Origin of the sequence: Gracilibacillus saliphilus, from assembly GCF_010994085.1 — a bacterium.
Lineage (GTDB): Bacteria > Bacillota > Bacilli > Bacillales > Amphibacillaceae > Gracilibacillus > Gracilibacillus lacisalsi.
Map to the genome: position 1 here is coordinate 1 of NZ_WJEB01000003.1, position 21,771 is coordinate 21,771.

Genomic DNA, 21,771 nt, shown 5'->3' on the forward strand with positions numbered 1-21,771 from the left:
TATTTGACATTGTACGCTAGACAACAAAAGGACTGTATCCAAATAAGGTTACAGTCCTCTTGCAATTAATTTATCTAAGAGAGAGTCAATATTCACAAAACCGTATGCTGTTTCCTGATATGTGCCATCACCAATCGTTGTTTGCTCTTGTTCTATTTTCTCAGCGCCAAAATTCAAGTAAAACTGATGAGTAGGATTGTTTGTTAATACCCAAATTAATAATGACTGGTAACCTAGTTCTTTCATTTCTTCCGCGAAAGCTTTTAACAAACGTTTTCCTAGACCTTTTCTTTGAAAGGATGGTAATAAATAAATCGCAAAAATTTCCCCATCATAACCAAAGCGATCAGTTCTTTCCTTGCCTCCTGAAATAAACCCGACAATTTCTCCTTCTTTCTCAATCACTGTCACTGGTTGTTGCTGTCTCGGCAACTTCAGGATGGTTTCCCAATAGATTTGTCGATGTTCAACTGTTGTATTGGATAAATCTTGTTCATTAATTAAATTCTGATAAGTTGCTTTCCAACTATGTACATGAACCTCCGCAATAGCTTGCGCGTCTTCGATACGTGCTTTTCTAATATGATACATGTGTTAACACCCTAACATTTAAATGGTTAAAAGAAACACTGTTAAAATCGCACTTAATACAACTAAAATAACATGAATTCGGAGCCAAGCCAGCAAAATTGCCACAATTCCTGCAACGACACCAATATATGGCTGGTCTGGCACGACTGTCATAATTCCCGGAAATATCAGTGCACCTAATGCTGCATATGGAATGGCTTGTAACCACTTATTCACCCAATCGGGAAATTGAATGAAATCAACGATAAAGGCTGGGATTATTCGGGGAATCACTGTGACAAGCGCCATTCCAATAATAATGACCCAAATCATCATAACTTCTCCTCCTCTAATACGAAAATACCGATAAATGCACCTAGGACAGTACCAACTACAATCCCCCAGCCATCTCCTATGTATGGGCTTACTATATAGTTGATCAACATTGCAACAATACTTATAATCGCAATCCGTTTATATTTTCGTATCGAAGGAATCAGTAATCCAATAAACATTGCATATAGCGCAACACCCATACTCTGACTTAAGTTTTGAGGAATAATATCACCGAGCACGCCACCAAGGAACGAGCCAAAAACCCAAGATAGATAGGAAGTCAGCATAATCGTTCCATAAAAAAAGTATCCATATGCCTGATTTCCCTGTTTTTTATATATAGATGAAACGGAAAAGGTTTCATCGGTTAAGCCCAATGATAAACCAAATTTCCACTTCATTGCATACTGCTTAATTTGATTAATAAAAGATAGGCTCATGACAAAATGACGGAAGTTTAAAACGAACGTCGCAATGATAATCTCCAGAGCACTGACACCAAGACCAATCATACCTGCGCCCATAAACTGAGCTGCACCAGCATAGACAAGGAGACTCATACCAGTAAGTTCCATTAATGTCATCCCAGCCTGCTTCGCTAAAACACCGTAAGCAATTGCTATCGGTAAATACCCTAAAACAATTGGTGATCCAGCAATGAACCCATCTCTTATCTGCATCTTAATTAACTGTTTCCCCTCTAGGCCCATGACAACTTTTACCCCTTTAGCTTATTCTTCGATATTGTCTTGATCTGTTAAAATAATTGGCCCTTCCTTAGAAATCACTAATGTGTGTTCAAATTGTGCGGAACGTTCCCCATCGACCGTACGTGCAGTCCAATTGTTATCATCCATTTTACTTTGCCATACACCTTCATTAATCATCGGCTCGATGGTGATGACCATACCTTCTTTAAGACGCGGTCCCTTGCCAGCCAAACCAAAATGCGGAATTTGTGGATCTTCATGAATCGTCGGACCAATTCCATGCCCTGTAAACTCACGAACTACTGAATAGCCTTCTGCTTCCGCATATTGTTGAATAGCATGACCAATATCACCGATTCGATTTCCTGGCATTGCTTGTTCAATACCTTTATATAGGGAAGTTTTGGTTACTTCTAATAAATTCTTTGTTTTTTCATCTGGTTCACCTACTACATATGTCCATGCAGAATCTGCCAAACCACCATTGAGGTTGACAACCATATCGATCGTCACAATATCACCATTCACTAGCTTTTCATCACGTGGAAAGCCATGGCAAATTTCATCATTTATAGAAGCACAAGTTGCATATGGATAACCGTTGTATCCTTTTTGTTCTGGAGTTGCGCCATGTTCAGCCAAAAAGGAGTCTACAAATACATCGATCTCTTTCGTTGTTACGCCTGGTTTAATTCGCTTTGCAATTTCTTTATGACAACTTGCCAGTAATTTACCAGCTTCGTGCATCATTTCTATTTCACGTTTACTTTTTCTAGTGATCATTTAAAACTTCCTTTCTAAATCCTTTGCCAATTTTCATCTCTATAAAGTTTATCATATTTTGCTGAAAAGATGTGTAAGAAAATACTCAGTAATTTTAATAATAGACAAGCTTAAAACATATTTAAAACCCGCTTCATTCTTGAAATGAAACGGGTCATGTTTTGTCAGGCTAACTATTGAGAAAGCCTATTCTCTTGTTAAATTAGTACGCGCCGTATCCCCAAGAAGCACCAATGATGATTAAGAGAATAAACAACACGACGATTAGCGCAAAACCTGAGCCATAACCATATTGTTGTGCACCCATCTATATCCCTCCTTATAATACTTACACTTATAAACTATGTAAGAGGAGAGAAAATGGTCAGTGTTATGACGGAAAATGGGTGATAACCTACTTAAAAATATCTTTTACACTGTAATATTCCCCGTTCTGTATCGATGGTTCATCTAATAATCGGTCGACTAATACTTTTGCAACTACATCTGTAGCACGGAGTTTATTTTCTGCTTTATAATTTTTAAATTGATCAACATCTACAAATTGACTTGGATCTGCAGAGCGGATTTCACCTTGCATATCAGTGTCCATAATACTTGGATCAAATAAAAAAACTTTATGACCAGTCCCTAACGTTTCTTGTTCCAATGCTACTGTATCCGTATAACGATCTAATCCCGCTTTTGTGCTTCCATACGCGTTCCAGCCGTATACGGAACGATTGGCTGCACCTGAAGTTACATTAGCAATAACCAATGATAAATCTGTGTCACGCCAGGCATCCAGCCATAAATTAGTTACTACCATTGGGGCTAATAAATTGACATGGACATGGTTAGTTAACTGTGTAATGTCTTGTTTCCCTGCTTGTTCAATCGGCGAAACTAATGCTGCATTTTGCACTAACTGCAATGATTCTACTGGCTGCTCCTTCAAAAAGGAAATGATGTTTAGAAACGTTACTTCTGTTTGTTTGATATCAGATAAGTCAACTTGATAATGCTTATAGCTGCCTGGTAAATCAGCATGTTCCAATTCTTGATTTTTTCCTCTGGCAAGTCCAATTACATGAACAGAAGCCTCCATTAGCTGTTTTGCTATCGATGCCCCAAGACCTTTTGACGTACCTGTTATAACGGCATATTTCATAGGATCACCTCATTTTTTTGATTGATCTAAAGCATGTTTCATCGTAGAAATAATATCCGCTGCATCTTCAATTCCAACCGAAATTCTGATTAAGCCTTTTGTTATTCCTAATGCTTGTTGAGACGACTCTGGCAAGTTTCGATGAGAAGTACCAATTGGATAGGATACCGTTGTTTCTACCCCAGCCAATGTCGCCACAGTTTTGACCCAATCTAATGACTCAAAAAAGGTTGCAATATCGGCATTGTTCGTAATGTCAATCGTCACAATAGCTCCATTGCCTTTTTCTGAAACAAATTCCGGGTAATAGACTTTATCTACAGCGGGATGTTCAGCTAATGCTTCTGCTAATTTGGCTGCATTTTTTACATGACGTTCCATACGAACACTTAATGTTTTGAGACCTCTAACTGTTAACCATGCTTCAAATGGACTTAAATTCGAGCCTAAATTGACCATTTTTGTTTTGGCTTTTGCAATCAAATCTTCGTCACCTGCTAACACACCCGCTGTAACATCACTATGTCCACCAAGATATTTGGTTGCACTATGTACAACAAGATTAACTCCCAATGCATAAGGTTGTACTAAATAAGGAGTGGCAAATGTGTTATCTATCATTGTCTTCAAGTTATACTTCTTAGCAGTTTCAACTACCTTATCTATATTTTCAACTCGTAAAAGCGGATTTGTAATCGATTCGGTATATAGTAATACTGTATTTTCTCGAATATTCTGTTCCAGACCATTTTCGAAGGAGACAAAACTTACTTCAATACCAAATGCGGTCAGTTCATTTGCTAGCAATTCATACGTACCACCATATAAGTCTTCTGACGCTATAATATGATCTCCTGCTTTTGCAATTGAAAGAATTCCAACCATGATCGCTGACAGTCCTGAAGAAGAAGCGATTCCTCCTGGTGCTGCCTCTAGTTTTGCTACAGCATGACCTAGTTCATCTGTGTTGGGGTTTCCTACTCTCGTATATAGATATTCTCGTTCACCCTTATAGAAATTTTCAATATCCTCTAAGTTTTCGAAGGTGAAAGCTGATGTTTGATGAATGGGTGTTACTTTTGTTGGTACACTTTCTTGTCTTTTCATTGTTACGTGCACAGATTTCGTGTCAAATCCTTGTCCCATTGTTGCTCGTCCTCTCTATCTAAACATTCTGACTTTTTTCTAATAATAATACTTTAACGCAAAAATCAAGTTTTTCCAATAAGAAAAACCTGATCTTTCCACCTTGCTTTAATGCAGAGTAGATACATACTGCGAAGTAGCGAAAACTGTTTGTTCGAAACTAAATGCACAGTCACCTATGAAGTAATTTTGACATATATCGTGATCATAACCTCCACTCCGGCTGCCCACTTCCCTTTCCGTGGGGGTTGCCCTTCAGCTAACTTTTTCGAGCCAAAATCGCTCGAAAAAGTGGATCTTCAGGTCAAACAATTCCCACAGGAGTGAAAGTGGGCGGCCTTCGTTAAGATATGCTCTACAACACTTATCCGAAATCAGCCAGTCGATTTCTCCACCATATGTAGCATAGGGTGCGACTATGCTACAGGGGCATTTACAGCCGATTAACACTGTGACAAAAGAAAAGTCTAGTTCCATGAGTTCATTTCTTTCTATAATCACAGAACAAAAATAGCGTAGGCAGAATACGGAGACTCCTGTGGGACAGCGAGAGCTGAAGATCCACTTTGTAAAGTGGTTTTCTTTGCAAAGTTAGCTGAAGCCGAGCCCACGGAAAGCGCAGTATTCTGCCGGAGCGGTTTGCATGCACTCTCTAAGTGAAGAATAATTCCTTGTCCTCGTTACTGCGCAGTTTATGGATAACCTGCAGCTATTTAACGCACATAGTTTAGTCCCTTAACCATGCCAAACACATAGTACCGTGACCGGTGTGGACACCTGCTACTGGAACGAGGGTTTGAATGTTAACTTTTAGTTCTGCATGTAGCTTTTCGATTTCATCTTTCCATTTATACGCTTGGTCTTTGACACCTGCGTGTAGGATACAAATTTCTTTTAAATGATATTTTTCCATTGCATCATCCAATAGTTGAAACATTTTTCGTTTCGCTCGCTTTTTAATCCGTACTTTATCTTTAACAACAACCTTTCCATCATCAAAGCCAAGTATTAAGTGAATGTTTAATAATGACGCAAATATTGATTGTGCCGCACTTACTCTACCACTTTTCCTTAGTTGGTCAAAGCTTTGTGGCATCAAGTACATTTGGGCAAACGCTGGATACGATCTTAATTGTTGGACAATATCAGTTACACTATAACCATCTCTTGCCATTTGCACACCATTTTCAATCATTTTGCCTAACGCAAAATCGCCAATTTTCGAATCAATTACTTCCACATCAAAGCCGACCATTTCAGATGCAGAAATCGAGCTTTGATAAGTCCCAGTAAGCTGACTAGAAGCATGAATTGCAATACCAAAATCATACTCCTCTTTTAATCGTTCATATAAGGTAATGAAGTCACCATAGGCTGGTTGACTAGTTTTTGCATCATCACCGTGCTCTTTTAACATTTGATAAAACTCTTCTTTCGTTAAATCCACTTCTTCTTTATATGTTTTACCGTTGATGATTACATTTAAAGGAATAATAAAAATATCATGTTGTTCCGCATATTCTTTATCTAAACCACATGAGCTGTCCGTAATCCATGCTATTTTCTTCAAGACACTCGCCCCTTTTCCTGCACAATGTGTGCAATCGTATTAGCGTCTATTTTACTTGATATCAGTAGTCAAGTAAATCGACAAATTACGCAAAACGGTAATAAATTAAGATAAAAGTAGCTAACACCAAAATAAAGTTTAAGAACACAAAGACAAATTGATCTACTTTTGTCTTATGTATACGAATCGGTGGATCATAAAATGATACTCCTTCAATAATAAAGATAATCAATACAATGTGAATCATAGCATGACCGATAATTTCTGTCATACCAAATAGTAATGTCGTGGAGATAAAGATCAGTGTAACAACCAAACCAAGAATTCGATTTAAAATCCCTACAACTAATAAATATCCAACGACAAATTCAACGAAAGCTGCCATTACAATAAAAACTTCTGGATCAAACCCAAAGGTTGGTACATGATGATTTACGACAATATCCAATGACATTGCCGGGTACACCCATTTTTCAACTGCGACCCAACAAAGACTTAATCCTGTTCCCAAATATAAGAAAGGAAAACCCCAGCCTTCCAGCTTTGTTTTTCCAATAAATAAAACAAAAATAATGGCTAAATAAAAGCCATAATCCAACATGTAAAACCAGCCATAATCTTGCCATACCATAATAAACAGTGCCAGCATGAAAAAGGCGGCCACTTTCGTACCAATATGATGAGGAATTAACAGGGAGACAATGATAATCCCCATTATTATTATTTGCCAGAAAGCTGTTATTTCAAACTCGGGAGCAAACATCGTTCCTGATACTAATTGAATAATGAATGCAATTGCTGTACCATATTTCAGAATATGACGAGAATATTTGCGAATACCATTAAGAAAATTGTCTATCTTCGTTGCATACGGTATTTTCAAAAAATAATCCATTACTTGTGATAAAATAGCTAAAGTAACTGCTACAACAATTGCAAATGTAATGAAAAATGGGGATAGTATTTGTTCAAGCGGAACTTTTTCTGGCTCGACTTCCGCAAACCATTTTACATGTGCAAAGGTAGTAATAGGTGTTGCTAGTAAAAGTGCTATAAAGAATGATACTAGTCCTTTTTTACGTAATAACATTGTGCTGCTCCTTTTAATAGAATGTCTGATGTTAATCATATCATATGGAAGAAAGGAAAGGATTTAATCTTGCATAAATTTCAACTTGTATTAGATATTGGCGGTGTCCTTGCTACCGATTTAGATCTCTTTTGGGAAGAACTCGTTAATCAGGCAGGTCTTCCTTATGATACAATCCGAGCCATTTATAAAACAGAAATTCGTGAACAGCTATGGCAAGGTGATATTTCCGAGCGTGATTTTTGGCAATGGCTCAACTATACTTTCCCCAAAATCAACCTGGAATATTTGCAAATAGTTATGCAGAAAAGCCTAGTCGAACTAGAAGGCATTCAGCATGTCGACAAATGGAGTACTGTAAGTGATATACATATTTTAAGTAATCACCGTTCAGAATGGCTCCAACCTGTTATAGATCGACTTCATCCTTTTTTAACTAGTACCACTGTTTCTGTAGATGTTGGGGTAGCAAAGCCAAACCCTGGAATCTATAATATTTGCAATGACCAATTAGACCCTGATCGACCGATTGTATTTGTTGATAATAAAAAAGAAAACTTGAGTCCTGCAGTTGAATTGGGCTGGCAAACGATTCATGCTGATCCAAGTAATGAATGGATTGCAAAAGTCGATCACTTTGTCCTAAGAAACGTTTTATAAGTTTATAGTTGTCCCTGATAATATACTATCAACTCTTACTAAAAAAGGGCTGCACTGAACCGTAGTGGTTTAGGCAGCCCTGATTATTGCTTAATGTAAGGATGCGTGTCCGGATGTTAATACCCAAATAGAACCGAAAACGATAATTAATGCCAAGATGATACTGTTTACCATATTGACGACATTAATGATCCCTTCTTTCCCTTCTGTCACGTGCATAAACATAAAGAGTTGAATGATCGCCTGAAATAGCGCCATTACTCCGATAACCCACAAAATCACATGGCTGGAGAAATCGGTGTAAAATGCTACAAAAACGGCTAGTAATGTTAGTGCAATCGACAGAATGAAACCAACTAACAGATTCCATGGAAACCCATGATTTTTTGCACTCATTTACATCACCATTCCTTTCAAGTAGACAAATGTGAAAATGAAGATCCACACAACGTCTAAAAAGTGCCAGTATAAACTTGCAATAAATAACTTACTGGATGTTTTTACCGTAATCCCTCGACGAACAAGCTGTACTAGTAATAAACTAATCCAAATAATCCCGAAGGTTACGTGTGCCCCGTGAGTACCTAATAGTGTGAAAAAGGCAGCAGTAAATCCACTTGTTTGAATCGTTGCACCTTCATGAACATAATGAATAAACTCATTAATCTCCATGTACAGGAATCCTGCTCCAAGTAGTAAAGTCACGATCATCCAAATTAGTAATCCTCTTTTATCATGATTACGCATCGAATGAATTGCTAATCCACTTGTGAAACTACTTGTTAACAAAATAAAGGTTTCGATCAAGACATCTTTTAGTATAAAGATGTCTTGACCCGCTGGCCCGCCAGCTGTGTTATGCTCTAATACGAAGTAAGAAGCAAACAATGTGGAGAAAAGAACAATTTCAGCACCAAGGAAGACCCAAAAACCTAAAATATTCATTTGAGTTTGTTCTGATTGATATTCTAACGGTGTTGTATGGGATGTCATTGTAAATCACCTCTCCACTCTCTTTCTTCCTCTTCTAATTCTTCTACAGGTATATGATAACCATCATCATAATCAAAGGTATTAGCAACTAAGCCAACGATAATGCCAATCGAAGCGATAATTGCCAACGTAAACCATTCAAATACTAAGAAAAATCCGACCAGACCAAATGCTGCTGCTAACACAATCGGTGTCCATGAATTACTTGGCATATGAACAGGTTTTAAGTCTGCTTTTTTCAAACCAGTTTTACCTTTTTTCTTCTTATACCAGAAGTCATCTAAGGTTTCTACTTCTGGTACAACCGCAAAATTATAATGTGGTGCTGGCGAAGCTGTTGCCCACTCTAGTGTACGAGCATTCCATGGATCGTTTCCTACATCTCTGGAAGCATAGCGGAAACTCCAGTAGATGTTGTAGCATAATGCTGCAAACCCTGCTGCCATCACTAGTGATCCAATCGCTGAGAAACCTAGCCATGCACCCCATCCAGTACTTTCTGCATAAGTGTACATACGACGGGACATACCGTCTAGTCCGACAAAGAACATTGGCATAAATGTCATATTGAAGCCAATTACAAATAACCAGAAATGCCATTTACCGATTTTTTCGTTAAGCTTGAAGCCGAACATTTTTGGCCACCAGTAGTATAGTGCCGCAAATACCGCGAATACTACTCCTGGAATCAATACATAGTGGAAGTGTGCCACTAAGAACATCGTATTATGGTATTGATAATCTGCCGCTGCCATGGCAAGCATAACACCAGTTACCCCACCAATAGTGAAACATGGAATAAATGCTAATGACCATAACATCGCTGTCGAGAACTCAATCCGACCCTTTCGTAACGTAAATAACCAGTTAAAGATTTTCACACCTGTCGGAATAGCAATCATCATTGTCGTTAGTGAGAAAATTGAGTTCACCGCTGCACTGTTCCCCATTGTATAGAAGTGGTGTACCCAAACTAACATACTTAAAAATGCAATACCGGCTACGGCATAAACCATTGATTTATATCCGTATAAATTTTTCCGTGCAAAGGTTGCAATCACTTCTGAGAACATACCAAATGCCGGTAATACGACAATATATACCTCCGGATGTCCCCATAACCAGAACAGATTGAGCCATAACATCGGATCGCCGCCAGCTGCTACGGTGAAAAAGTGTGTGCCGAATAAACGATCTAATGTCATGTAAAGCAATGCGATTGTTAGGATCGGGAATGCTGCCACGATAATGATCGATGTGATAAATGTGGACCACGTAAATATTGGTAGCTTCATCCAAGACAAACCTGGTGCACGCATTTTAATAATTGTCACGACAAAGTTAATACCTGTTGCTAACGTACCAATTCCGGCTATTTGCAGAGAAAGTGCATAATAGTTATTCCCGACACCAGGCGTGAATTCTTTACCTGCTAATGGAAAGTAAGAAGTCCATCCAGCGTCAGGTGAACCACCAATAACAAATGAAAGGTTAAATAACATCGCCCCTGCAAAGAATATCCAAAAACTGAATGCATTCAATTTCGGAAATGCCACATCGCGTGCTCCAATTTGTAACGGAACAACGACGTTCATAATACCAATCAACATCGGCATCGCCATGAATAGAATCATGATAACACCATGTGTTGTAAATATTTCATCATAATGCTGTGCATCTAAAAGACCCAACTCTGGCCTAGATGTTTGTGCCTTCATTAAAAGTCCATCCACGCCACCTCTGAAGAACATGAGCACTCCAGATAAAATATACATTATACCGATTTTTTTATGATCAACAGTTGTAAACCATTCACTCCACAACCATTTCCATCTTTTTAAATACGTAATTAGAGCAATTAGACCAACCATTGTCAGACCAATTGCAATTTGTGATGCAAAAATTAAAGGATCACCTGTTACAAAAAATTCATCTAATGACATGTTGTTCACCACCTCTTATTAATGATGTGAGTGATCTGTTGTTTCAGACTCACTGTGTTCCAATTCTTCGTGATCGTGTTCATGATCTTCTGTATCTTGCTCCGCGCTATCGACTTCTCGATTCTCGTCTATTTCCTGATATATATCATCATGTTCCCCATGTGTAATCCGATATTTTTCCGGATCAATATATTGTTCAGAACCACCATGTGCATGATCAATCCAATCTAAATGGGTACCATTGAAAGTCATTCGTCCTAATAGACCAGGCTCTAATATTTGACTATAGGTGTCTTCTGTTAATTCATTTGCTGTATTTTTTACATCATTCACCCATTTGTTAAAGTCTTCTCGCGTTTGTGCTTGAACTTCAAATTCCATATGAGCATAACCTTTACCATTAAAGTTAGTATTTCTACCGTAATAAGAACCTGGCTGATCTGCTACCATATATAGGTTTGTTTGCATATTAGCCATCGTGTACTTTTGACCTGCAAGCTCTGGAACCCAGAACGATTGCATGGTACCGGCTGAAGTCATTTTAAATTGAACAGGATGGTCTTCTGGAATATTAATGTAATTAACTGTCTCAATATCCTGATCTGGATAGCTGAATATCCATTTCCAATCAGCTGATGTTACATGAATAACAAGCGGCTCTTCCTCTTCATACCCTTGTGGAACATCCTCGACTTGATAAATGGTCTTCGTTGTTGGAATCATCAAAGCAATAACGATTAGTACTGGGATCGTAAACCAGGTTATCTCAAGAAGATGGTTTCCTTTCTCTTCTTCTGGTTCAAAATCGCCATCGTCCTTGCGAGCTCGGTATTTCCAAACAATATAGCCAAATAACACAAAAACAACGACTACAATGACTAACATAAAGATAATCGAATACACAATTAAATCCGTTAAACTTCTTGCAATCGGCCCTTTAGGATCAAATACAAGTAGTTTTGATTCACAGCCTGCAAGTAAAACAGGAATTAACAATAAAGTGAGAGCATATATGAGCTTCTTCATTGCATTCATGGTGTTTCTCCTTTCGTCTAAAAAACATTTCTATTACTTTACATACCCTTTAGTTTGATAAGTAAGATTACATCTGTTTTACATTGTGACAGCTAAATGTGATGAAAGTATGATAAAGCTACAAATGTCATAATTTGTTCAAAATAATGTGAGTGGAGATCAACCTCTTCCGTCTGTTATCACACTTAACTCGACGTTGTAACATCATCCAGTTTACTAATAGCGAATTTTTCTATACTATTTGAGTAGAGACAAAATTGAAGTTAAGAGGGATAACTATGAAGACGATATTAATTGTCGATGACGAACAACAAATGAGAATGATGTTAACCTTATATTTAAGAAAAGATTTTAAACTAATAGAAGCGGAAAATGGCAATGAAGCAATTGCTGCGTTAAAACAAAATGAGATTGATCTTGTCTTGTTAGATATTATGATGCCTGAATTAGATGGTATAGAAGCGTGTAAGCAAATGAAAAAACATAAGCCAGATGTGCCGATCATCTTACTTACCGCATTAAATGAAACCTCTCAAAAAGTAGAAGGTCTAACAATTGGAGCAGACGATTATGTAGTGAAACCTTTCGAACCAGAGGAATTGATAGCGAGGATTCATGTTCAACTCCGACATTTTCAAAAAGAAGGAGAGCAGGCAACAATCATCCAGTTTAAAGAATTAAAGATTGATCCCGTTTCCCATACTGTTACGGTTAATGGAAAGGAAGTTAAATACAGTCCTAAAGAGTTTGATTTACTTTATTTAATGGCCTCTCATCCAAATCGGGTTTACACCCGAGAACAACTACTGGATTTGATCTGGGGCTTAGATGAGATTGTTGATATTCGAACAGTCGACTCACATGTACGCTATGTAAGAGATAAATTGAAGAAAGCCGGCATCACCAATCAGCCGATAGTAACGGTTTGGGGTGTTGGTTACAAATTTGACTGGGAGGATCACAATGAAACTTAATAGTGTTGTTTTTAAGCTTGGAGCGACCATCTTATTTTTACAACTTATTATTTTAATTCCACTTGGGTATATTATTTTACAGCTTATTTTAAACTACTCGATGAATGAGACGGAGCAACAACTTGTGCAACTGTCAGAAAAATATGCCACACAAGTAAACAGTATCGATGATCCAGAAAATCTTCAATTATTGGAACACCTCGCTGATATGACCGATACAAGTGCGGTGATTCTCGATCAAAATGGGGAAATGGTTTTGCAAACAAACTGGCACGATGATATAACCGATGAAGTACTCGCAAATCCGCAAATAAAACAGCTAAGGGCCGGAGAAACTATTGTAGAAGATTACACGTTTAGCAGTACGACTTATTTAAAAGTAGCCCAACCGATCACAAATCAGGATAATATCCAGGGAAGTGTCGTTTTATTCTCTTCATTCGGACTTATTAGTAATTCGATTCATAATATTATCTTTTTTGTGATTTTGGCAAGTCTCGGAGCAGTTGCCTTAGCAATCGGGTTCACCTTCTTTATTTCGAAAAAATTAGGTGCACCATTAATCGCGATGGAGAAAGTCGCAAAACAAATAGCAGAAAAAAAGAATTTTTCTTTACGTGTTGATTATAAAGCGAATGACGAAATTGGTTCTTTGGCACATGCCATCAACCATTTATCCGAAACATTGGAACGTTATCAAACAAATCGCAATGAATTTTTCTCGAATATTACACATGAACTGAAGACACCGTTAACCTACGTAAAAGGATATGCCAACGCCGTTCGTCACGAGATGTACCAAAGTAAAGAAGAACGGGATGAATTTCTTGAAATTATCGAGAATGAAACAGATCATATTAGTAATTTAATGGACGACCTCACAGACTTATCTAAAATTGAAGAAGGAAAAATTGATCTTAATAAAGAAGATATCAATATGAATAAATTAGCAGAGGAAATGATAAAGCGATCTCAGTTCAGGGCTTCTGAGAAGGGATTATCATTACATCTTGAGATACCCGACAGTACCACCTTTTTATTTGCAGATAAAAACAGACTTGATCAAGTGTTAACCAATTTAGTTGAAAATGCTGTTCGCTACACTGAAAAAGGCAGTATTACACTAGCAGTAAAAGAGGAACGGAATGACGTCATCATGCAGGTGAAAGATACAGGTATTGGGATAAAAAAAGAGGACATACCTTACTTGTTTGAGCGCTTTTACCGTGTAGATAAGTCTCGTTCCCGAGCAAATGGTGGAACCGGATTAGGATTAGCTATCGTAAAAAATCTCGTCGAAATGCATGATGGAGACATACATGTTGATAGTGAATTAAATAAAGGAACAACGATTACCTTACGCTTCCCAAAGGAAGAACAACTAAATGATTAATTACTATACATCAGGTAGAAGATAGAATGAAGCTTGTTTATATAGAAACGGACATTAGAAACTGGTGATTATTTTACCATTTAGCATACCAAATGTCTGCCTCATCATGACCTTAAGGTTGGTTTACACACTCATAATGGAAAGGACGAGCATCATGGAACTTCAGTTGATTGAAGTCTATATCCCTGCCCATCGATTTGAACGATTTCTAAATGAAGTTGAAGAATACCATGTCATCGAGAAATGGTATACGAAAATATCAGAACAAGAACAGTTAGTCAAAATACTAATCGAGAAAAAATATGCAGAGGAGATTTTAGATTTTCTCGAAGTAAATGACCGTGGTCAAGAAAATATACGAGCACTACTCTATAATATTTCGACATATGTACCAAGAATTGAGGTTGACGAGGAAGAAGAAGAAAAAGAAGATCCTGAAGAAAAACAAAAAGAAATTACCCGTGCCAGTCGCCATGAACTGTATAATGTCGTGCAATCATCCAGTACTTCCAGTGTCAATTATTTGTGGATGCTACTATTATCTTCTGTGGTTGCTACAGCTGGGATTGTCAAGGATAGCCCTGCTATTGTTATTGGAGCAATGGTAATCGCACCACTGATCGGTCCTTTTACCGCACTTGCTTTTGCTGCAACATTAGGTGATTATAATTTGATGAAAAGGTCTATTCTAACATGTTTATATGGTTTAGCGATTCCAGTAGGGATAGCAGTTATTTTCGGGTTACTCTTTACTTTGCCGGTTCATAGCGATGAATTTTTGGCACGGACAAACATTGAATTAATGGACATTGTCGTAGCGCTCGCCGCGGGTACTGCAGGTGCGATGTCATTTGCAAAAAGGGTATCAGAAGCACTTGTTGGGGTAATGGTATCTGTGGCATTATTACCACCTGCTGTCGTCTTAGGAATGATGCTAGGAGCTCTAGAATTTCAACAGGCATTAACTCCATTAATTCTCTTAATGGTCAATATAAGTGCGATTCTCTTCTCAGCTATCGTTGTTTTTTGGACGAGTGGCATTGAACCGGTAAATTGGAGCGAAATTCAAGTTGCCCATACATCGAAAACCTATGCGCTTATATTTGTCAGCAGTGTTATTATTATCTTAGCTGTGATGATCATTATTATTCAATTTTAACAATCCCTTCTTTTAGCGCTTCAATCTTTAACAAAAACTTTACAATTCATTTCTTGTTGAGATATCACGGTACTGCTATACTTTACAGAGAAATTTTGATTTCAAGGGGGCTTCTATGACTACAGTTCGCGATTATCTCATCATTTTATGGATTGCAACACGCTTAGGCATTACTTCATTTGGCGGGCCTATTGCACACCTCGGCTATTTCCATGAAGAATACGTGCGCCGGAAGAAGTGGCTCGATGAGAAAGCTTATGCAGATTTAGTTGCATTATGCCAATTCCTTCCTGGTCCTGCTAGCAGTCAAGTAGGTATTGGAGTCGGAATCATTCGTGGTGGTGTATTAGGCGGAATTCTCGCCTTTATTGGCTTTACCTTACCATCTGTCATCGTACTTATTTTATTTGCTTTGGCTTTACATCAGTTTGCTTTTTATGATGCAAGCTTTATTCACGGTTTAAAAATAGTTGCTGTCGCTGTTGTTGCCCATGCCATTATGGGAATGGGTGCTAAATTAACACCGGATTTACCACGAAAAGCGATAGCCTTAAGCGCAGTTGCCATCATGCTCTTATTACAAACAACGATGACACAGGTAATCATCATTTTGCTCGCTGCGGTAATTGGTATTTGCTTTTTTCAAAAACAAGAAAACCAAGAACAACCTGAACATTTACATTTAAGCTTATCTAAGAAAACAGCTATTATTAGTATTTCGTTATTTTTTATTTTATTAGCAACGCTTCCGATAGCTAGCCAAATAACCGATTGGCAATGGTTAGCGATGTTTGACAGCTTTTACCGCTCAGGTGCTCTTGTATTTGGTGGCGGACATGTGGTTTTACCGTTATTAGAGCAAGAATTTGTGCCAACTGGTTGGGTAACCGAACAAGAATTTTTAGCAGGTTATGGGGCTGCACAAGCAGTACCTGGTCCACTCTTTACCTTTGCTGCATACCTTGGAACGGTCATCGGCGGTATACCTGGTGGACTACTTGCAACAGCTGCTATCTTTCTGCCAGCCTTTTTACTGATTATCGGTACTTTACCTTTCTGGCATGCATTACGCCATATTTCTTCAGTACGTGGTGCCTTAGTTAGTGTCAATGCAGCCGTTGTTGGCCTGTTAATTGCAGCCTTTTATCAGCCAATCTGGACAAGTACTATTTTAGATACGAAAGATTTTATCTTAGCTGCCATCCTTTTTAGTTTATTAGCATTTTGGAAGTTACCATCCTGGGTAGTCGTTATCATTGGCTTAATTGGTGGCATCCTATTACCATATTTACCTTTTTAGTGATCGGATTATTCCGGTCACTTTTTTCTCGACACTCGAGATTTTCTTGCACATTTTCTCTATACATTTTATAATATGAATATATGTTCATGTATTATATCGAGGAGGGTATTGTATGGGACATCATCACGGACATGGTCATAGTCATGATCATCATCATACCAACAACAAAAAAGCATTGCTGATCAGTTTTATATTGATATCGATATTTATGGTAGTCGAAGTTATCGGTGGTTTTTTAACCAATAGCCTAGCCTTATTGTCAGACGCTGGTCATATGTTGAGTGATGCTTTCGCTTTAGGATTGAGTTTATTTGCATTTAAATTAAGTGAAAAAGCTGCTAATGCTCAGAAAACATACGGTTATAAACGATTTGAAATTTTAGCAGCATTTATTAATGGTGTCACACTTCTAGCGATTTCTATTTACATTTTTTATGAAGCATATCACCGCTTCCTCGAACCGCCTAATGTAAGTCCGATGATGCTTTGGATTGCGATAATTGGCCTAATCGTTAATATTAGTGTTGCCTTTATATTAATGAGTGGTGGTGATACGAAGGATAACTTAAATATGCGCAGTGCATTGTTACATGTACTCGGCGATTTACTAGGTTCTGTTGGAGCGATTATTGCTGGACTCTTGATTATGTTTTTTAATTGGAATATGGCAGATCCGATTGCAAGTATAATTGTTGCTGCTCTTATTTTAATTAGTGGCTATCGGGTAACTCGTGATTCCTTTCATATTTTAATGGAAGGTACCCCTAATTATCTATCTTATGAGGAAATTGAAAATAAACTGGTCCAATTAGATGGCGTTATTAATATACATGATTTACACGTCTGGATGATCACATCAGATTTTCCTGCGTTAAGCTGTCATATGGTGGTAGAGGAAAATATCGACCGAGATCTGCTATTAAAAAAAGCTGCCCAAGTATTACATGATGACTTTGAGATTCATCATACAACTATCCAAATGGAAGGTAGAGATGCAGAAATGGAGCATGATGAAAACAATTGCAATTGATTACAGGAGGGCTTAGGTATGTCAGATGAAAGCTATCGACCATTAGACGAGGAAACACTTTTTTTAGTATCACAAACTTTTAAAGCACTGGCTGATCCGACCAGAATCCGTATCTTACATTTGTTATTTAATCAGGAATTGTCAGTCTCGAACATTGCACAACAACTAGACCTTAATCAATCAAATGTCTCCCATCAATTACGTTTTTTAAAGAATTTACGTCTTGTAAAATACAGACGTGATGGCAAGACCATTTATTATTCTCAAGACGATGAACATGTGATGAAAATATTACAGCAATCCATTGATCATGCGACCCATCATTAAGAAAAAACGGGAAAGCCCGCCGGTCCTTTATTAAATGCTAATTAGATTTCGATTACTTTGGTATTAATTATGAAATACGTGAACAGCATAACCGCCACTCCGGCTATTCACTTCCCTTTCCGTGGGGTTTGTCCTTCAGCTAACTTTTTTGAGCAAAAACCTCTCAAAAAAGTGGATCTTCAGGTCAAACAATTCCCACAGGAGTGGAAGTGAACGGCCTTCGCTAAGGTCTGTTCTACAATTCTAGCATGAAGTAACATAGCTGCTTTTATACTTATGGATAGCGATTCTCGCTCTTATCCATTGTATAAAAGGCAACCTATTACTTCTGACAAGAATTGTTGCACCTTCTCATAGCGGAGACTAATTACGGAGACTCCTGCGGGAACAGCGCGAGCCGAAAATCCACTTTGCAAAGTGAATTTCTTGGCAAAGTTAGTTGAGGCCGTGCCCGTGGAAAGCGAAGTAATTAGTCGGAGCGTTGGCAAATACACTTAAAATATGTCAAAATAACTACTTCTTTAAACACGGTCATTGCGCTGATTATATACTTTCTTACCTTTTAAAAAAGCAATAACACATGCGCTTGAAACGCATGTGTCATTTGTGCTTTATTTACACACATGTAAAGGATTGAATTCTTTCTGTATCTATTCCGAAGTATATCCAGTTAAATCCTGTCCAGCGGTAACCGGCAACTGACCGTCTGCCGATATACGTTGGATAAAACCAGAATGAGTTATAGCGGCTCAGCCAAACATACGTATATCGATATAGACAGCCTCGCATTGAACCGGGATCAACTGCATACAATTGTGGTCCGTCACCTAGTTGTTGTGTTTGCTGTGGTATTTGTGCCGGTGGTGGCCCTGTTGGCGGCATACCCTGTGGCCCCTGTCCAATATTTGGTGGGGTAAATGGTGGTGGAGCAGAAGGACCTTCGCCCGGTCCTGGCCCTGTACCAGGAAAGCCTCGTTGAGGAAACTGACCATAGTCTGCATACACATTCCCATATTGATCATACATATATGGATGAGATGGATAATATTGTTCCATGATGTTCAACCTCCTATCACTAACACTATATGTTAGTCACGAGGTTAGGTAATTTGTCCATATTAAAATTAGGCGATTCCATTTATTTTAATATACAGATCATGTGAAGTTTCTGTACCTTGAATGGTATAACCAATATCTATTTTCATCTCTTCTAGGGCCAATTCATGTTCTTTACCATATTGATACATCTCACCAAAGGTCTGTGCAATCGAAACTAAACTGCCCTCGTGCTTGTGATGTAAATAACTCGCTGAAGAAATCACCATTTTCTCCAGCCCCTCAGGTGCCTCAGCATCTTGTTCTACTTCTACACAGATACATTGGGTATAGGTATGTTCAAGTTTCTCCAGACTTATATCCATCATGATGTCCGTTTTTCTCTGGTTTATTTCCGTTAATCTGCTTTTAAATTCTTCCCACTTTACTGGCATATCACGGATCAGCCCTTGCCAATCTCGAGCAACTGTAATCCCTATTACTGACATTTCATCTTTTTCCACAATATTCATTTTTTCTCCCCCCCTCCTCCTTATATGATAAGGAAAGCGCAGAGCGCCCGTCTAGAAACGTAGCGGCTTCAGAATCAACTGAGATACAGGAATCACGGTGAGTTTATGAACCGATGATGACTTATCGTGAAGTCGCCTAGTTTCTGGGCGCTTGCGTAGACACGCAACCAATTTTTATACTTTCTTTCCTGATAAGAAAAACCAGCAAACCCCGTCGATCCTTTATTAAAGGCTAATTGGATTTCGATTACTTGGTAGTAATGATGAAATATTTGAATAGCTTGACCACCGCTTCGGCTGCCCACTTCCCTTTCCGTGGGGTTTGTCCTTCAGCTAACTTTTTCGAGCCAAAACCGCTCGTAAAAGTGGATCTTCAGGCCAAACGGTCCGTAGCGGTTGACTTGCACAAGCTAGCTTTCAAAATGGCAACTCTATATGTATAGCTATTCTTGCTTCTTAAAATATACGTGATGAATCACCTTTTCCTATCATACTTGCTTATAAAAGTTGTGATACCAATGTTTATATACTTTTTTCTTAAAAGCAAAAAAAGAACCAGTATTTAATACTGATTCTTTATTTCTACAAGCCCCCTTATAATTCCTGCTTTTACGAGATGAACTTTTTCATCACCTTTGTACCATTACAAGAAAATAAACATTCTTTATCTTCCATTATGGTTTCAAGATGAACGTCTCTTCCCCATAATTGATAAATATATGGTAAGGTTTTCTCTAAGTAACGGACATCAAGTTCTACACCTTCATAATGATGACGAATATATAATTCTCCGTTTCGCATATAATCACCATCAACGACTGTCAAATAAGGAAATCCCCCGTTTAGCCTGGTAGAAATCAACTGATCACGTACTTCTTCCCACTTTTTATCAACTATTTTATATTCTGGTCCTTGTTTTTGAAAAAGATATAGATCTTCCTTCTCCACCAGATCTTTTGTTAAATAATTGCGCATAAACGAGATATCTGATTCGATTTCGCGCACTTCGAATATTTTTTCCCTTCCTGAACCGGATTCTACTCCAAACTGTTTCATTTCTTCAGAAGGGTTGTTGTACCGTGCTTCGATATCTTCAAACATTTTTACGCCGAGGTAATATGGATTAATCTGTGTTGTCGATGGTTGAACAACACCGGCATTGAGAGAGGCAAATTCCACTGTTTCATCACTTGTTAAATCTAACTCTCTTACAATTCGTTGATGCCAGTATGTCGCCCAGCCCTCATTCATAATCTTCGTCTCTAATTGCGGCCAAAAATACAACATTTCCTCCCGCATCATAGTTAGAATATCGCGCTGCCAATCCTCTAATTCTCTACTATGCTCTTCAATAAATAATAAAATATCTTTTTCCGGGTGAGGCGGGAAAGCCTTTTTCTTTTTAGTTGCTTGCCCCGAATTTAAAGAAGACTGGTCTAGGTTCCATAAATCATCATACTCTGTTCTTCTAGGCTTTAGTATTTCTTCTTCTTCCTCATTTTTTTGCCAATCTAATTGTGCTTTTAACAAGGTAGGGTCGATGTGCTCCTGAATCGAGAGTACCGCATCAAGGAATTTTTCGACTTCCTTAATCCCGTGTTGCTTCTCGTATTTTGCCACACGTTCAGCAGTCGCAGCCATGCTTTCAACCATATCACGCTTCGTATTTTGAAACCGTACATTATTTTTAAAAAAGTCACAGTGTGCTAATACATGAGCAACAATCAATTTATTTTGAATCAAACTATTGGAATGCAATAAAAAAGCGTAACATGGGTTCGAATTGATCACCAATTCGTATATTCTACTCAGTCCAAGATCGTATTGCAGTTTCATCCGATGAAATTGTTTTCCGAAACTCCAGTGCGAAAATCTGGTTGGCATTCCATACGCACCAAATGTATATAGTATTTCTGGTGGACAAATCTCATAGCGCATCGGATAAAAATCGAGACCAAACCCTTCTGCGATCTCGGTGATTTCGTGAATTGCTTTTTCCAATTTCTTTTTCTCTTCTGCTTTCAAACAAAA

The 21,771-nt window shown here is 38.1% G+C and carries 23 protein-coding genes; 7 read left to right on the forward strand and 16 right to left on the reverse strand.

Annotated elements, in window-relative coordinates; genetic code table 11:
- Nucleotides 1-48 precede the first annotated feature (48 nt).
- The 9 genes from GHT08_RS06230 to GHT08_RS06270 form a co-directional block, all read right to left on the reverse strand.
- A complete protein-coding gene (locus GHT08_RS06230; protein ID WP_163580578.1) occupies nt 49-591 on the reverse strand; it encodes a GNAT family N-acetyltransferase in 543 nt (180 codons plus the stop codon).
- Between the two features lie 18 nt (nt 592-609).
- Nucleotides 610-906, reverse strand: coding sequence for an AzlD domain-containing protein (locus tag GHT08_RS06235; RefSeq protein ID WP_163580579.1), 297 nt, complete (start codon nt 904-906; stop codon nt 610-612).
- Nucleotides 903-1,616: an AzlC family ABC transporter permease gene (locus GHT08_RS06240; RefSeq protein WP_163580580.1), complete on the reverse strand. Its 714-nt coding sequence runs from the start codon at nt 1,614-1,616 to the stop codon at nt 903-905. Before GHT08_RS06240 ends, GHT08_RS06235 begins: the two co-directional genes overlap by 4 nt.
- 21 nt (nt 1,617-1,637) lie before the next feature.
- Complete coding sequence (map, locus tag GHT08_RS06245; protein WP_163580581.1) at nt 1,638-2,399, reverse strand: type I methionyl aminopeptidase; 762 nt, start codon at nt 2,397-2,399, stop codon at nt 1,638-1,640.
- A 202-nt stretch (nt 2,400-2,601) separates the two neighbouring features.
- Nucleotides 2,602-2,706, reverse strand: a complete 105-nt coding sequence (locus GHT08_RS06250) for a YjcZ family sporulation protein (RefSeq protein WP_018933651.1) — start codon at nt 2,704-2,706, stop codon at nt 2,602-2,604.
- A gap of 87 nt (nt 2,707-2,793) precedes the next feature.
- Nucleotides 2,794-3,549: an SDR family NAD(P)-dependent oxidoreductase gene (locus GHT08_RS06255; protein ID WP_163580582.1), complete on the reverse strand. Its 756-nt coding sequence runs from the start codon at nt 3,547-3,549 to the stop codon at nt 2,794-2,796.
- Between the two features lie 9 nt (nt 3,550-3,558).
- Nucleotides 3,559-4,695: a trans-sulfuration enzyme family protein gene (locus GHT08_RS06260; protein ID WP_163580583.1), complete on the reverse strand. Its 1,137-nt coding sequence runs from the start codon at nt 4,693-4,695 to the stop codon at nt 3,559-3,561.
- 727 nt (nt 4,696-5,422) lie between these two features.
- Nucleotides 5,423-6,265: a DegV family protein gene (locus GHT08_RS06265; protein WP_163580584.1), complete on the reverse strand. Its 843-nt coding sequence runs from the start codon at nt 6,263-6,265 to the stop codon at nt 5,423-5,425.
- Between the two features lie 85 nt (nt 6,266-6,350).
- The gene (locus GHT08_RS06270) at nt 6,351-7,355 is read right to left on the reverse strand and encodes a DoxX family membrane protein (protein ID WP_163580585.1); all 1,005 of its coding nucleotides are present in this window, start codon (nt 7,353-7,355) and stop codon (nt 6,351-6,353) included.
- 69 nt (nt 7,356-7,424) lie between these two features.
- Between GHT08_RS06270 and GHT08_RS06275 the strand changes: the two genes are divergently transcribed.
- A complete protein-coding gene (locus GHT08_RS06275; RefSeq protein WP_163580586.1) occupies nt 7,425-8,015 on the forward strand; it encodes an HAD family hydrolase in 591 nt (196 codons plus the stop codon).
- Between the two features lie 90 nt (nt 8,016-8,105).
- Here the strand turns inward: GHT08_RS06275 and qoxD are convergent, their stop codons facing one another.
- Genes qoxD through qoxA form a run of 4 tightly spaced genes read right to left on the reverse strand, consistent with a single transcriptional unit; the run spans nt 8,106 to nt 11,986 of the window.
- Nucleotides 8,106-8,411, reverse strand: coding sequence for a cytochrome aa3 quinol oxidase subunit IV (gene qoxD / locus GHT08_RS06280; protein WP_018933645.1), 306 nt, complete (start codon nt 8,409-8,411; stop codon nt 8,106-8,108).
- A complete protein-coding gene (gene qoxC / locus GHT08_RS06285; protein WP_163580587.1) occupies nt 8,412-9,008 on the reverse strand; it encodes a cytochrome aa3 quinol oxidase subunit III in 597 nt (198 codons plus the stop codon). It lies immediately after the preceding gene.
- Nucleotides 9,005-10,951, reverse strand: a complete 1,947-nt coding sequence (gene qoxB / locus GHT08_RS06290; RefSeq protein ID WP_163580588.1) for a cytochrome aa3 quinol oxidase subunit I — start codon at nt 10,949-10,951, stop codon at nt 9,005-9,007. Before qoxB ends, qoxC begins: the two co-directional genes overlap by 4 nt.
- 18 nt (nt 10,952-10,969) lie before the next feature.
- Nucleotides 10,970-11,986, reverse strand: a complete 1,017-nt coding sequence (qoxA, locus tag GHT08_RS06295) for a cytochrome aa3 quinol oxidase subunit II (protein ID WP_163580589.1) — start codon at nt 11,984-11,986, stop codon at nt 10,970-10,972.
- A gap of 278 nt (nt 11,987-12,264) precedes the next feature.
- Here qoxA and GHT08_RS06300 point away from each other — a divergent pair, with 278 nt between their 5' ends.
- The 6 genes from GHT08_RS06300 (at nt 12,265) to GHT08_RS06325 (ending at nt 18,172) form a co-directional block, all read left to right on the forward strand.
- Nucleotides 12,265-12,960 (forward strand): response regulator transcription factor, encoded by a 696-nt coding sequence (locus GHT08_RS06300; protein WP_163580590.1) that lies wholly within the window; start codon nt 12,265-12,267, stop codon nt 12,958-12,960.
- The gene (locus tag GHT08_RS06305) at nt 12,950-14,353 is read left to right on the forward strand and encodes an ATP-binding protein (RefSeq protein WP_163580591.1); all 1,404 of its coding nucleotides are present in this window, start codon (nt 12,950-12,952) and stop codon (nt 14,351-14,353) included. The genes GHT08_RS06300 and GHT08_RS06305 overlap by 11 nt, the downstream gene beginning before the upstream one ends.
- Before the next feature lie 154 nt (nt 14,354-14,507).
- Nucleotides 14,508-15,512 (forward strand): TIGR00341 family protein, encoded by a 1,005-nt coding sequence (locus GHT08_RS06310; RefSeq protein WP_163580592.1) that lies wholly within the window; start codon nt 14,508-14,510, stop codon nt 15,510-15,512.
- Nucleotides 15,513-15,627: 115 nt separating this feature from the next.
- Complete coding sequence (chrA, locus tag GHT08_RS06315; protein ID WP_163580593.1) at nt 15,628-16,812, forward strand: chromate efflux transporter; 1,185 nt, start codon at nt 15,628-15,630, stop codon at nt 16,810-16,812.
- 115 nt (nt 16,813-16,927) lie between these two features.
- The gene (locus tag GHT08_RS06320; protein ID WP_163580594.1) at nt 16,928-17,845 is read left to right on the forward strand and encodes a cation diffusion facilitator family transporter; all 918 of its coding nucleotides are present in this window, start codon (nt 16,928-16,930) and stop codon (nt 17,843-17,845) included.
- A gap of 18 nt (nt 17,846-17,863) precedes the next feature.
- Nucleotides 17,864-18,172: an ArsR/SmtB family transcription factor gene (locus GHT08_RS06325; protein WP_163580595.1), complete on the forward strand. Its 309-nt coding sequence runs from the start codon at nt 17,864-17,866 to the stop codon at nt 18,170-18,172.
- Nucleotides 18,173-18,787: 615 nt separating this feature from the next.
- Here the strand turns inward: GHT08_RS06325 and GHT08_RS06330 are convergent.
- The 3 genes from GHT08_RS06330 to GHT08_RS06340 all read right to left on the reverse strand — a co-directional run bounded on the left by GHT08_RS06330 (nt 18,788) and on the right by GHT08_RS06340 (nt 21,765).
- Nucleotides 18,788-19,228: a hypothetical protein gene (locus GHT08_RS06330; protein WP_163580596.1), complete on the reverse strand. Its 441-nt coding sequence runs from the start codon at nt 19,226-19,228 to the stop codon at nt 18,788-18,790.
- A 68-nt stretch (nt 19,229-19,296) separates the two neighbouring features.
- Nucleotides 19,297-19,740 (reverse strand): GyrI-like domain-containing protein, encoded by a 444-nt coding sequence (locus tag GHT08_RS06335; RefSeq protein WP_163580597.1) that lies wholly within the window; start codon nt 19,738-19,740, stop codon nt 19,297-19,299.
- Between the two features lie 609 nt (nt 19,741-20,349).
- Nucleotides 20,350-21,765: a SpoVR family protein gene (locus tag GHT08_RS06340; protein WP_163580598.1), complete on the reverse strand. Its 1,416-nt coding sequence runs from the start codon at nt 21,763-21,765 to the stop codon at nt 20,350-20,352.
- Between the last annotated feature and the right edge of the window lie 6 nt (nt 21,766-21,771).

Bases quoted from the DNA above. Each gene is read 5' to 3' on its own strand.
- GHT08_RS06230 (WP_163580578.1), bottom strand. From the start codon at position 591: ATGTATCATATTAGAAAAGCACGTATCGAAGACGCGCAAGCTATTGCG.
- GHT08_RS06235 (WP_163580579.1), bottom strand. From the start codon at position 906: ATGATGATTTGGGTCATTATTATTGGAATGGCGCTTGTCACAGTGATT.
- GHT08_RS06240 (WP_163580580.1), bottom strand. From the start codon at position 1,616: ATGGGCCTAGAGGGGAAACAGTTAATTAAGATGCAGATAAGAGATGGG.
- map (WP_163580581.1), bottom strand. From the start codon at position 2,399: ATGATCACTAGAAAAAGTAAACGTGAAATAGAAATGATGCACGAAGCT.
- GHT08_RS06250 (WP_018933651.1), bottom strand. From the start codon at position 2,706: ATGGGTGCACAACAATATGGTTATGGCTCAGGTTTTGCGCTAATCGTC.
- GHT08_RS06255 (WP_163580582.1), bottom strand. From the start codon at position 3,549: ATGAAATATGCCGTTATAACAGGTACGTCAAAAGGTCTTGGGGCATCG.
- GHT08_RS06260 (WP_163580583.1), bottom strand. From the start codon at position 4,695: ATGGGACAAGGATTTGACACGAAATCTGTGCACGTAACAATGAAAAGA.
- GHT08_RS06270 (WP_163580585.1), bottom strand. From the start codon at position 7,355: ATGTTATTACGTAAAAAAGGACTAGTATCATTCTTTATAGCACTTTTA.
- qoxD (WP_018933645.1), bottom strand. From the start codon at position 8,411: ATGAGTGCAAAAAATCATGGGTTTCCATGGAATCTGTTAGTTGGTTTC.
- qoxC (WP_163580587.1), bottom strand. From the start codon at position 9,008: ATGACATCCCATACAACACCGTTAGAATATCAATCAGAACAAACTCAA.
- qoxB (WP_163580588.1), bottom strand. From the start codon at position 10,951: ATGTCATTAGATGAATTTTTTGTAACAGGTGATCCTTTAATTTTTGCA.
- qoxA (WP_163580589.1), bottom strand. From the start codon at position 11,986: ATGAATGCAATGAAGAAGCTCATATATGCTCTCACTTTATTGTTAATT.
- GHT08_RS06300 (WP_163580590.1), top strand. From the start codon at position 12,265: ATGAAGACGATATTAATTGTCGATGACGAACAACAAATGAGAATGATG.
- GHT08_RS06305 (WP_163580591.1), top strand. From the start codon at position 12,950: ATGAAACTTAATAGTGTTGTTTTTAAGCTTGGAGCGACCATCTTATTT.
- GHT08_RS06310 (WP_163580592.1), top strand. From the start codon at position 14,508: ATGGAACTTCAGTTGATTGAAGTCTATATCCCTGCCCATCGATTTGAA.
- chrA (WP_163580593.1), top strand. From the start codon at position 15,628: ATGACTACAGTTCGCGATTATCTCATCATTTTATGGATTGCAACACGC.
- GHT08_RS06320 (WP_163580594.1), top strand. From the start codon at position 16,928: ATGGGACATCATCACGGACATGGTCATAGTCATGATCATCATCATACC.
- GHT08_RS06325 (WP_163580595.1), top strand. From the start codon at position 17,864: ATGTCAGATGAAAGCTATCGACCATTAGACGAGGAAACACTTTTTTTA.
- GHT08_RS06330 (WP_163580596.1), bottom strand. From the start codon at position 19,228: ATGGAACAATATTATCCATCTCATCCATATATGTATGATCAATATGGG.
- GHT08_RS06335 (WP_163580597.1), bottom strand. From the start codon at position 19,740: ATGAATATTGTGGAAAAAGATGAAATGTCAGTAATAGGGATTACAGTT.